At 58.0% G+C, this 12,587-nt stretch carries 9 protein-coding genes and 1 pseudogene; 1 reads left to right on the forward strand and 9 read right to left on the reverse strand.

Annotated elements, in window-relative coordinates:
• From AC1DVH_RS19345 to AC1DVH_RS19385, 9 genes and pseudogenes are all read right to left on the reverse strand, one after another.
• Positions 1-2,901 (reverse strand): annotated as a pseudogene (locus AC1DVH_RS19345) (RHS repeat domain-containing protein); the annotation flags it as partial.
• Between the two features lie 32 nt (positions 2,902-2,933).
• A complete protein-coding gene (locus AC1DVH_RS19350; protein ID WP_477755161.1) occupies positions 2,934-3,998 on the reverse strand; it encodes a hypothetical protein in 1,065 nt (354 codons plus the stop codon).
• A gap of 195 nt (positions 3,999-4,193) precedes the next feature.
• Positions 4,194-5,120 (reverse strand): sigma 54-interacting transcriptional regulator, encoded by a 927-nt coding sequence (locus tag AC1DVH_RS19355; RefSeq protein ID WP_477755162.1) that lies wholly within the window; start codon positions 5,118-5,120, stop codon positions 4,194-4,196.
• 55 nt (positions 5,121-5,175) lie between these two features.
• Positions 5,176-5,757, reverse strand: a complete 582-nt coding sequence (locus AC1DVH_RS19360; RefSeq protein WP_477755163.1) for an alpha/beta hydrolase — start codon at positions 5,755-5,757, stop codon at positions 5,176-5,178.
• Between the two features lie 269 nt (positions 5,758-6,026).
• The gene (locus AC1DVH_RS19365) at positions 6,027-6,428 is read right to left on the reverse strand and encodes an ExbD/TolR family protein (protein ID WP_477755164.1); all 402 of its coding nucleotides are present in this window, start codon (positions 6,426-6,428) and stop codon (positions 6,027-6,029) included.
• Between the two features lies 1 nt (position 6,429).
• Positions 6,430-7,155, reverse strand: coding sequence for a MotA/TolQ/ExbB proton channel family protein (locus AC1DVH_RS19370; protein ID WP_477755165.1), 726 nt, complete (start codon positions 7,153-7,155; stop codon positions 6,430-6,432).
• Between the two features lie 44 nt (positions 7,156-7,199).
• Positions 7,200-8,015: an energy transducer TonB gene (locus tag AC1DVH_RS19375; RefSeq protein WP_477755166.1), complete on the reverse strand. Its 816-nt coding sequence runs from the start codon at positions 8,013-8,015 to the stop codon at positions 7,200-7,202.
• A gap of 17 nt (positions 8,016-8,032) precedes the next feature.
• Positions 8,033-10,393 carry a TonB-dependent receptor gene (locus AC1DVH_RS19380; protein ID WP_477755167.1) on the reverse strand — a complete coding sequence of 787 codons (2,361 nt, stop codon included), beginning with the start codon at positions 10,391-10,393 and terminating at the stop codon, positions 8,033-8,035.
• A 134-nt stretch (positions 10,394-10,527) separates the two neighbouring features.
• Positions 10,528-11,448 (reverse strand): TauD/TfdA dioxygenase family protein, encoded by a 921-nt coding sequence (locus AC1DVH_RS19385; protein WP_477755168.1) that lies wholly within the window; start codon positions 11,446-11,448, stop codon positions 10,528-10,530.
• Between the two features lie 183 nt (positions 11,449-11,631).
• On the opposite strand from AC1DVH_RS19385, the gene AC1DVH_RS19390 reads away from it, so the two are divergent.
• A complete protein-coding gene (locus tag AC1DVH_RS19390) occupies positions 11,632-12,552 on the forward strand; it encodes a LysR family transcriptional regulator (RefSeq protein WP_477755169.1) in 921 nt (306 codons plus the stop codon).
• The last annotated feature ends 35 nt before the right edge of the window (positions 12,553-12,587 follow it).

A 12,587-nucleotide genomic window follows, 5' to 3' on the forward strand; every position in this document is an offset into this window, starting at 1 on the left:
GACATAAGTAGTTTCTACATCGTTAACATCGGTAAAGCTGATGGGCAGCCCATTCAATGAACGGGTAGTGGCGGTGCCGAAGCGGCCTTCTCTGGAGATCCACTCCTGGGACTTCTCTTTGCCCGACCTGGCGTACTCAACCCGGCGCTGGATGGCAGGGCTGGAGGTTTCGACGAGTTGCCCGGTCAATGGATCAAATCGATATCTGGCTGATTGAGCGTGGCTGCCCATCCGCGCGGTCACGGCCCCGTTGAGCATGGGATCAAGAGTGAACCTGAAAATATCGCCCGCCGCCGTCACTTGCTGCACAGCTTGAGCGCCCCCACCTTCATAGGTCCTTGTTGCGGTTCTGCCGCCGACGGTCGTACGGGTGACACGTAATAAACCGTCATAAGTCCGGGTGCCCAACACGTAGTCATCGGCACTGATTTCGATCGGATGATCACCCGTGCTCAGAGGGTCATACTTTTTTTTTATCGAAGTACCATCCGGCAGAACCGTCTCGATCAGACGACCGAAAAGGTCATAACGCAAGCGCGTTTCGAATCCTGCCTCGTTGGTTTGCGTCAGGCAACGCCCAAGTCCGTCATAGGAAAAAGTCGCGGTAATAGTGACCACATCTTCGGAATCGATGCGTTCTTCCCGATCTGGCTTACCGAACACGTTCAATACAGAACGGGTTTTTCCAGCGCCGTCGCACCAGCATGTTCGAGTCAATGAAACCGGGTCAAACACATCGTTCACCGCGACACCATCAGGACCTACCGTTCTGCATACGCGCCCCCAGCCGTCGTGGCTGTAGGTCGTGGTTGACGCAGTGGCCTTGTCATCGCACCAATCCTGGCTGACTTCGCTCACCAGTCGACCAAAATTGTCGTAGTGGGCCTCATAGCTCAAACGCATTGGCTTTTCGGGTGAATCGACATCCTGAACTTTGACTTTGGTCGTGCGCCCGACCCCGTCGAGCCAAATCTTGCTCAGCACACCCCGTATGTTAGTGATGCCGATGGTTGCGCCGTCCTCTGACTGGCTTTCGCCGTAGAATTCAGTGATGCGTGACGCGATATCCGTTCCATCGAATGCCGCTGTCTCGCGAACGACACGGTTCAGATTGTCGTACTTCTTCAACAACTCACTGCCGCCCCCATCCCGAAGCTTGACTTCCTGTCCGATAAATCGGTCATGCCAGACTTTGCGATCATGCCTTTCGCTACCCACGTACAATTGTTGAAGGGTTTCTACCCAATCTCCATCAATTGAATATTTGAATTCGAGACGGCGGTTGCCGTTGTGCTCGGCTTGCGAGCGACTCTTGAGGCGTCCGTAAAACGCATCGCTGGCATCATCGATGTACTCGAATCGAGTATCCACGCATGGCTCTTTATTCCCTCCTTCAAACAGCCTTTCGCTTTGAGGCAACAAAAACCGGTGACCGTCTTCGCGCATGGAGGGCAAGTCAATGTAGGAAAAACGGACAATGACCGTCGGCGCCGGGGCAAAATCAGGTGAAGGCGTGACCGATCGCTCCTTCAATGCCGTGACGAAACCCAGTGGGTTGGGGGGGCAACCCTCGGCACCTTCTGCCGGATAATAGACGTATTCCTCCCGGGCTCCGCTCGGATTTATCTGCGTTAGCAGATTGCCGGATTCATCATAGGTCGTATGGGTGGTTTCGGTTCGGGGCGCGGCGTTCGTAGAAGTATCGACATAACTGACGACAGATGTCTTCTGCAGTTGGAAATGGGCGGGCTGATCGGAGAAGTCCAGACCGTCAACATCGTGATAGGTAATCGTTCGTTGCTGCACCTTCCCGTTGGAAAGGGACTTTTCCGAGGTCATCAGGTGGAAGCGGTTGTAGGTTCTTTCGATGCGACTCAGTTCAACTGTCTTGTCGCCCACACCCGTAACCAGGCGTTCGGTACAGGAGTAGGTGTAAGGCCCTTTGTGCCCGTGCAGATGGTCCCCGTCCTGCACCCAACGAAGTCCCGATTGATAGCCGAGGAAATTTTTGTCGGAGTATTCATAGACACGGGTGATCGTCGGCAACCCTGTACCCGGCACCAGAACACTGCGCCGCACCGCCGGCAAAGCATTGATTGGTGCCCCGAGCGGTAACCGGTGCTTCTGAGGAGCGTACTCAATACTCTCGACACTGCCACCCGGCGCGCGGACATCCGTCATGACCAGAAAACCATTGAGTAATTGGTAATCGAATGACCATGCAAGGTGCTCGGCGGTACCGTGATCAAGGGATATCTGCCGGAGCCATCCATCGCGAACCCGCAAAACAAACTTCAAGCGTCTTTGCGGATGATCAGGCCATACGGTAATGCTGGCGGGTTGATCTTTCGTTTCATAACTCAGGGCCACGAGGCGGTGTTGCTGATCGTGAATTTCGTGCAGGACACGGCGGCCCCGTACCAACATGTATTTCAGACTGATCGAGCGCCCTTCGTTGGAGTGAACCTGTTCGGGCAACCATTCGTCATACGTTTCATCCGGCCTGACCAACTTCTCGATCAGACCGTTTTTATGGCTGACAACCAGATTGTCGCCGTCGAGCGTGACCAGGGTGTCTTGAAGCTTTTTATCCTTGACGACGAGCCGCCCTCGGCTGATGTAGACACGATAAGAAACTCCGCTTGCAAGGGTCAGTTTACGGGTCTTCCGATTGTAGGAGCTCAAACCCAATGACCAACCGCGTCCCCAACCGAGATCTGTTGTGCGGAAACTATCGAATGAAATACTAAAGGATACCTGCGGACCATTGATATTGTTAGCCACCCACCCCGCGAGATTAATGCTGGTACTATAAGAGCCGGTACGGACATCAACTCCAGACTGGATAAACTCAGAAAAATTGAATGCGTTGGACTCCACTTCTGGCRCTGCTGTACTCATCATCATTCCTTGACTTTGCAGACACAGTAAAATTAAACAACTTCGATCATCGAAGGATTTCGGGTATTCATTGCGACGTCGACTTCATGCCTGTTCCCATACATATCCCGAACAAACACCCTCACCAACAAATGATCATATCGAACATGGGACGTTCCGCCCTTTCTGGCAAAGTGCATCAAAAAAGTGACTTTGCCTTGTTCTTCATGGCAGGTCGCAAGTTTATCGGCTGTTTCCCACAACACCTCCGTGCCATGATTAGCCTTGAGCCCTTTAAAATAGCCAACGGCGTAATACCCGAGATAATCGGGATACTCGCTGCGTGCATGCAACACGCCGCTAATCGAGCAATCGATGAATTTTATATGGTGCTGATCCACTAACAGATCCAGAACATATCGATCAACCTTGGCAAGGTTCTCTGTCGGTTGCAAGTTGCCGGATAGGTGTTTGACCCTGAACTGTTCTTTTCGATAGATCGGCGGTGGAACGGTCCTCAGGCTTATTTCACCGAATTCCGAGGTTTCTTCCGAATAGAATGCCTTCCCGTCCGAACGGGTAATGGCTGCAATCAGCTTGATGGGCTCGGGAGAGTTGCTGCTGACGTAGAACTCCTTGAGAAAGATGGCTTTCCCCCGCACAACCGGGCCACGCGGTTCACCCGTGTGAGGAAACGGCTCGTATGGTAAGCGTCGTTCCAGCGCGCATTTCCATGCCAGTTCCTCGCCGTCTCGGATGTTGTCTATCGGCAGGGCTTTGCCGGAATAGGCATCCAGCAGTTGAATGCTGTCGAACTCGCTTTGGGAAATGCCTACTACCTTTTGCCCATCGTCTACAGCTTGCACAACCACCATCAATTTCAACTGCTGATACCCATTGGCGTAAATTGTATTTCCGCCCGACGTCGAGAAGACTTGAAATCGTTTGAGGTCTATCCACTCAGGAGAATCAGCCTCTTGAAAAGACTGGGGTGCCATCCCCGGATCAGCAGGCATATGACCTTCGGCAAGGAGATTGATATCTTCCAACTCATCGTCGGCACCCGGGGCTATCGCAGCATTATTTTCAACAAGCCTCACAGAAAAATCCTTTTTCATATGATATTTAACAATGACGGATATCAATGTATCCAAGAGAAGTTAAAAGATATATCAAACCCCATCGGCCTGCAAAACGCAAAATTGTCACAACCACACTGCAAATATTACAAAATATAAAACAAGGATCAGCCCCCACAAAAAAACCAAGCAACAATCAATTGCCTGGTTTCGTTATAAATATAATCAATGAGTTTATATATTGATGCTTGTGAAATGTTTTTTCAGCGCCCGGACTTCAGCGACATCTCCTTGTTGAACAAGTTGATCTATCCATCCTTGTATAAGAACCGCAGATGGCCGGGCAACCGACAGATTCAAATGTTCCGGCAATATTTCGTCACCCGTACTGACCAGCAATGCAAAGTGAATGACGTTCTCCAGCTCCCTGGTATTGCCCGGCCAACTGTGCCGCTCCAACACTTGTTGCGCCTCCTCGCTGATCAGCGGTACCGGCAGGTCCAGGCGTTGGCTGTAGATGCCGAGGAAGTACTCCGCCAGCGAGAGGATATCCCCCACCCTCTCACGCAACGCCGGCAATTCGAGCGGGCCTTCGCTGAGGTAGTGATAGAGCCGTTCATGGAATTTTCCGGCGGCAACCGCCTGGGCCAGATCGATGCTGGTGGCCGCCACCAGCCGCACATCCACCGGGCTCGGCTGCTGGGCACCGACGCGGGTGACTTCGTGGTTTTCCAGTGCGGCAAGCAGCTTGATCTGGATCGGCAGCGGCAGGTCGCCGATTTCGTCCAGGTACAGCGTGCCGCCGTTAGCCGAACCGAACCACCCGGCACGACTGCTCGCCGAGCCGCTGTAACTGCCCGCCGCATAGCCGAACAACTCGGCGTCGGCGTAAGTCGGGCTGATGGCGCCGCAGTTGACCGAGACGAATAACCCGCCGCGATCACTGGCGCGATGGATATGCCGCGCCAGCAATTCCTTGCCGGTGCCGGTTTCGCCACGGATCAGCACTGACACTGAACGCGTGGCCAGTTGCTCCAGGTCTTCACGCAATTGCCGCGAACGCGGATCGACAAACACTAGCGCCTTGGCGCGGATGCTCAGGGGACTTTTTTCGGCATCGGGAAAGGTCAGCAGCGGCTGACCGAAGGTTTCAAAGCTCATGGCAGACTCCCGCCCAAAACCGCCGGGAGACGGGGGCGTTAAATAAAGAAAGTGTTCAAGCGCGACGCAGGGCGTGGTGTTCCATGCGGTTCTGCAAGCGATAGAGATAGGCAAAACCCTGCTCCCAGCGCTGGTGACCGGACTTGACGTTGATATGCCCCGCCCCCGCCAGAATCCCCGCCTCGGCCCCCCAATGACGCGCCAGTTCCAGGGCACGCGGTGCACTGACGGCGCTGTCGTTGTCGGAGCTGACAACCTGGCTCGGGAATGGCAGCAGGTCCGTCGGAATCGGCGCGAAGTTACGCAAGGCCGGCACGCAGGCCGGGCGTTCGACATCTGCCGGCGCGACGAGCAAGGCACCGCGTACTTGACGCAAAAACTGCACGGGGGCGCTCGCTGCCCAATGGGCGACGGTGATGCAACCCAGGCTGTGGGCGATCAGGATGACCGGCGTGCTGTCGGCGGCAATCGCCTCGGCCAGCGCCGCGACCCAGTCTTCGCGACGTGGCGTCAGCCAGTCGGCCTGCTCCACCCGCGCACTGTTCGGCAGGCTGTTCTGCCAGTGGCTTTGCCAATGATCTTCCGGCGATCCTTGCCAGCCCGGCACAATCAGGTAGCGAATTGATTCGTTGCGCATGGGGGAGCTCTCCTGCTGCGTGTCTGTTCTCGGTCGAGTATAGGGAGAGGATTTATATTCGTTAAGGAATAAGAAGCTATTTATTAAGACCAACATAGAATATACAACCATCTCTGTAGGAGCTGCCGCAGGCTGCGATCTTTTGATTTTAAAAAAACAAGGTCAAAGGATCGCAGCCTGCGGCAGCTCCTACAGGGGTCAATTCTGTTTCGGGAATAAAAAAAGGGCCGCACCCTGCCAAGGAGACGGCCCCGGAAAACGAAAATCCGTTAACGCGCAGTAATCACCGACAGTTTGGTAATCCCTGCCCGCTCAATCGACGCCATGGCCCGCGCCACCTCGCCGTAATTCACACCATTGTCGGCCTGCAACTGCACGCGCACCTCGGGGTCCTTGGCCTTCACCGACTTGAGGTTGAACTCCAGCAAGTCCGGTTGTATCTCGTCCTTGTTGATAAACAGTTTGCCGGCACCGTCGATGCTCACCACCAACGGATCTTTCTGCTCCACCGGCGCCACCGCTTCGGTCTTGGGCAGGTTGATCGGAATTGCGTTGGTCAGCAGCGGCGCGGTGACGATGAACACCACCAGCAACACCAGCATCACATCCACCAGTGGCGTCACGTTGATCTCGCTCAGCACCTCATCAGAGTCTTGCGTGGAGAAAGCCATATCAGGACGCCTCCTTCACTTTCTGCGCATTGTCCTGGGCTGCCACCTTGTGCGCCTTCGGGTGGATCAGCACACGGAACGAACTCTTCTGCGCCAGGCTGTAGAAGTCATGGGCGAAGTCATCCAGGTCCGCCGCCGTCAGTTTCAAACGGCGCAAAAAATAGTTGTACACCAGCACCGCCGGCACCGCGACGGCGATCCCCACACCGGTGGCGACCAATGCCGCGCCAATCGGTCCGGCAACCGTTTCCAGGCTTGCCGAGCCCGCCGCGCTGATGCCTTTCAACGCTTCCATGATTCCCCACACCGTGCCGAACAACCCAATGAACGGCGAGGTACTGCCAATGCTCGCGAGCACCGCCAACCCGGTTTCCAGCGACCGGCGCTCGCGCACGATCTGCTGACGCAAGGCCCGCTCCAGGCGATCCTGATGGTTGATCGCCTGACTCAAATCCGCCGCTTGCGGCGCCTCGCCCACCTGGATGGCCGCATAACCGGCCTGCGCGACACGGGCCGCGGCACCGGGCCGTGTTTCGCTCAGTTCGGCCGCCGAGTCGAGGCTCGACGCAGCCCAGAACTGTTGATGAAACTTTCGATCCTGTGCCTTGAGGCGACCGAACTGCACGCCCTTGAGCAATGCCAGACCCCAGGTCGCGACGGAAAAAACCACCAGCAGCCAGATCACCGCGCTTTCGATGGATTCAAGTGGAGATGCCAGTAAAGTCATGGTGTATTCCTCGTGTAAACGTTTCGCGCGAAATTGGTTTCGGTTTAATGAATCTTGAAATCGATGGGCACGCTGACCCAGCCGTCCCGGGCGACATCACCTTGCTTGGCCGGCACGAAACTCCAGCGTTTCACCGCGTTCAGCGCGGCCTCGTCGAGTGCATCACGACCGCTGCTTTTCTGGATCTGGATCTCGCCGGGCTTGCCGCTGGCCAGCACGTGCACGCGCAACAACACCGTGCCTTCCCAGCCGCGACGCTGGGCCAGCGACGGGTATTCCGGCGCCGGGTTTTTCAAGTAGCCGGCCGTTGCGGAGGCCGGTGTCACAGGCGCGGGCGCCGGCAGTGCAGGTGATGCCGGGGCGGCGACGGGCGTTGCCGGTGTCACAGGCGCGGGTGGTTGCTCAACCGCCTTGGGCGCCGGTTTCGGTATCGGTATCGGTTTGGCCACCGGTTTAGGCTTGGGAACCGGCTTCGGTGGCGGTGGTTTCACGGCCAGTTCGTCTTCCACGGGCGGAGGCGGCTCAACCACTGGCGGCACGGGTTGTGGTGGCAGTGGTTCGACCACCGGTGGCGCCGGCCGCGAGAACTCGATGGTCATCGGCGGAATTTCCGGCGGCACGATCGGCAGCACTGGGGTCGGTTGCTGATTGACCCAATAAATCACCGCGCCATGCACCAGCAGCGCCAGCACGCCGAGCAGGATCGTTTCCCTTCGGCTCAAAATGCCCTTGGGCGAACGCTGCAAACGCAACTGGCCCAAGGGCACGCGGTGCGGTCGGCCGAGGTCGACCAACTCGCCACCAGGTGCCTGGCGCCACAACACTTCATGCGCACTGGCAGCGGTCTGGACATTGCCCATTGCTGAACCCCCCCTTCTTAGAAGTCGTATCGACCGGTCACGCCCAGCGTTCGTGGCGTGCCGAGCAGGCCTTCATAACCGCCATTCGCAGCCGTCCACAGCGTCGTGTAGTAGGTTTTGTCGAAAGCGTTTTTCAGCCATAACGAAACGTCCCACTGCCCCTGGTTGAAGTCGCCGCGAAGGCCGGTGGACAGGTTGACCACTGCATAACTCGGGATCTGCCCGAAGTCGGAATCTTCCACCGTGCCCACTGCTTTGGAGCGGAACGCATAGCTGGCAGTGACGTACTCTTCGAAGCCGTTGCTCAGGTTCCACTTGTATTCGCCGTTAGCGTTGCCGATCCATTTCGAAGCGCCCACCACTTGATGCCCGCTGAGGTCGCAGGATGCCGGAGCGCCCGGCGCCAGGCTGACTTCCGGTGGGCAGGGTGCATCTTTGTACGAGAGGTAGCTCACATCGTTGTACGAGCCATTGATGTTCAGCGTCAGGCCGCGCAACGCAAGCAGGGTGCTTTCGAATTCCACGCCACGGGAGCGCACCGAGCCGGCGTTGGTCAGGAACTGCACGCGGTTGACTTCGTCGAAGGCGTTGGTCTGATAGCCGTTGACCTGGGTCCAGAACACGTTGGCATTCAGTTGCAGGCGACGGTCCCACAGGGTGCTCTTGAAACCGAGTTCGGCGTTGTTGGCGCGCTCGGTGCCAATCAGCAGCGAATCGGCGCCGGCCACCGGCGCGGTGCCGACAGCCAGATTGACCCCTCCGGATTTTTCGCCGTGGGACAACGTGGCGTAGGTGAGCAGGTCGTCGGTGAGGCGGTAGCTGAGGTTCAACAGGCCCGAGGGACTGGAACTGTACTGGTTAAGATCACCGGAATCGAAGACCCCCGCACGAGCGCGTCGTGCCGCGGCCGCCGCACCGGTGACCGCGGCACCACCGGCCGGCGCATCACGGGTCACCCTGGCGTTTTTCTCTTCATAGGTGCCGCGCAACCCGGCGGTGAAATCCAGGCGCTCGGTCAGGTGCCAGGTGCCTTGGGCGAACAGCGCGAAGCTGTTGGTTTCGATATGACCGTTGCCGACACTGTCGATGTTGTTCAGCGCACCGTTGGGCGTACCGTTCCAGATGTCCGCTTGCGGGCCGTAAAAGGTGAAGGATTTGTTGTCCAGGTCGGAACCGAAGTAGTAGGCGCCGAGCACGTAATCGAAGAATCCACCGGTAGGCGACGCCAGGCGAAACTCTTGGGAATACTGCTTATCCTCCACCGAAACGCCGGCGTTGTGGAAGACGGATACGTTCAGGCCATCATCATTGCGTGGGGTGAAATTCCACCAGCGATAGGCGCTGATGGAGGTCAGGGTGAAGTCGCTCGGCAGCGTCCAGTTGGCCTCGACCGACGTGCCGCCCTGGTGCACGGTGACGTGCTGGTCATCGTTCAGATTGACCTTGCGGTGCGTGCCGTCAACCAGTGTCGCACCCGCCGCATTGGCCCGACGCTGGTAAAGGTTGGTGCCATTGATGGTCGGCCCGGTGTTGAACAACACCCGGGTGCCGGCGCTGGAATCCTCCTCGTTGTAGTCGCCGATCCAGCGCAGGCTGAATGATTCGTTGGGCTTGAACAGCAACTGGCCACGGAAGCCATCGCGGGAGCCGCCGTTCAAATCGTGGCCGTCGAATTCGTTCTTGATATCGCCATCGCTGCGGGTGCGATACGCAGAAAAGCGTCCGGCGAGTTCGTCATTGAGCGGGCCGGAAATCGTGCCCTTGGTCTGGAAATAACCGTCCTCGCCGACCGAAGATTCGATGCTGCGTTCCGGGGTAAAAGTCGGCGCACGGGTGCTGATGTTGATCACGCCCGCCGTGGTGTTCTTGCCGAACAAAGTGCCTTGCGGACCGCGCAGCACTTCAAGCTGCTCGATGTCCATCAGGTCGAACACGGCCATGCCCGGCCGACCGAGATAAACATTGTCGATGTACAGCCCGACACTGCCCTCCAGGCCATCGCTGGCCGGGTTGTTGCCCAGGCCTCGAATCGACACGCTGGACTGACGCGCATGCATGTAGGCGACGTTGACGCTGGGCACCAGTTGCTGCAAATCCTGGATGCGATAGACCCGCTGGATTTCCAGGGTCTGGCCGCTGACCACGCTCATGGGCGTCGGCACATCCTGCGCGCTTTCTTCGCGGCGGCGGGTGGTTACGGTCACGGTTTCCAGTTGTGCATTGTCGGCCGTGGCGGTTTTTGCGGGGGTGGTTTCAGGGGTGGTGCTGTCGGCCGCATAGCCTTGGGTCCAACCGGCGCTTCCTGCCAGCAGCAGGGCCAGAGGCAGGCGTTTGAGCCGTTGGGGTGACGACGTTGGGGCGAGGTACAACGGACTCATAAGGCGGGGTTCCCGATCAAAAGAAATGCTTTATTGCTTGCCAGGCCGCCATCGCGAGCAGGCTCGCTCCCACAGGGGATCTCCAGTGTTCACACGGTCAGTGTGGGAGCGGGCTTGCCCGCGAAGGCGTCGGCTCAGACGCCGCCGATATCCGGCCCTTTCACGGTCTGACTGACCTGCCCATTCACACCCACCGGCACTTCTCCCTTGAGCGTCACCCGCCGCACGATCCGGTCTTGAGTCCCGTAGTCATCCACCGCGTAATGCTGAGTGGAGCGGTTGTCCCAGATCGCCACATCGCCAGCCTTCCAGCGCCAGCGCACGATGTTCTCCTGGCGGATCACATGGCTTTGCAGCAAGCCGAACAGGTGCGCCGAATCGGCCTGGGAATAGCCCTTGATGCGTTTGACGAAATGCCCCAGCAGCAGACTCTTTTCACCGCTGACCGGGTGCACGCGGACCACCGGGTGTTCGGTTTCGTAGACGGTCGAAGTGAAGATCTTGCGATAGCGCTCCAGTTTCTCGGCCGAGACGTCTGGCCTGGTACCGGCGTAGTCGTATTCGTTGCTGTGCACGGCGACCAGCTTGTCGGCCAGCTCACGCAGCTCCACCGACAACCCGTCATAGGCGGTGGCAGTGTTGGCCCACAGGGTGTCGCCGCCGAAAGCCGGGGCCACCACCGAGCGCAGGATCGAAGCTTTGGGGTAGGCCTCGACGAAGGTCACGTCAGTGTGCCAGGAGCTGGCTCGCTGGCCCTCGGCACCGTCCAGTTCCAACAGAAAACGCGTGCCCTCGCGCACCGGTACGGTCGGGTGTGCCACCGGCTCGCCGAGCAGGTGGGCGAACGCCTCCTGGCGCTGATCGTCGAGTTGGGTCTGCTCGCGGAAGAAGATCACTTTGTATTGCAGCAGCGCCTGTTGAATGGCTTCAACAGTGGCGGCATCCAGCTCGCCCGAAAGCTGTACGCCACGAATTTCGGCACCGATGCGACCAGCCACCGGGTGGATTTCAAGCGCGTGAACAGCGGGTTGTACTGCGAAAGCGGCATTGCTCATGGGTAGACCCTCATCAGACTGCTTGCGGTTGAACCGGCCGCGAAACACTGCTCTATCTATATTCAATTTAGATCTAATAGATATCTACATGCTTCGTTGACGGAATAAGAGGTTGCATTTAAAACCTCAGTCAACCCTCGTCGCAAATGCCTTCGAGCTATTTTTAGGATGCCGGAAAAGCATATGGATCTTCGCCAGTTGCGTTACTTCATCGCCCTCGACGAACACCGCAGTTTCGTGCGCGCAGCCGAGGCCATGGGCATTACCCAGCCCGCCTTCAGCCGCAGCATTCAGGGGCTGGAGCACGAGTTTGGCTGCGTCCTGGTGGACCGCGGCAACAAGGATTTGCGCCCCACCCCCGAAGGCCTGGTGGTGCTGCAACATGCCCGCAGCCTGGTGCAAGGCGCGGCCCTCTTGAATGCCGAAGTGACGCAGATGACCAAGCTCGATGCCGGTGAGCTGCGTTTCGGCTGCGGCCCGGCACCGGCGGTGAAACTGGTGCCGGATGCGGTGGCGCAATTCATCAACGCGCACCCGAAAGTGCGCACCTGCTTTGAGGTGGATAACTGGGAAAAACTCAGCCGTGCGCTGAGCCGTGAGGAGATCGAATTCTTCATCGCCGACATCCGCCATTTCGAATCCGACCCGAACTTTCAGACCCAGGCCCTGACGCCCAAGCGCGGTGTGTTTTTCTGCCGGCCGGGGCACCCGCTGCTGGCCAAGGAGAGCCTGTCGACCAACGACATGTTCGATTACCCGCTTGCGACCACGATGATCCCGCCAGGCATTCGCAAACTGCTGGCGAACCTCAGTGGACGGGTGGATTTTTCACCGACCATCGAGACCGAACATTTTCCGGCGCTGGTGAAAGTGGTGCTGCAATCGAATGCGATTGGCGTGGGCACCGAGGAGGCGTTTGTTGAAGACATCGCACAGGGTTCACTGGCGCTGCTGCACTGGCGCAACCTTCCGCAGAACATCGAGAGCATGAATGCACGGTGCGGGATCGTCAGTCGCACAGGGTTCAGGTTGTCGCCAGCGGCGCGGGCGATGATCGAGACATTGGTGGCGGTGGACAGGCAGCAGATGGCCGTTGCGGTTTGAGGATCAAGAGATCGCAGCCTTCGGCAGCTCCTACA

This window comes from Pseudomonas sp. P4_C3, assembly GCF_056402075.1.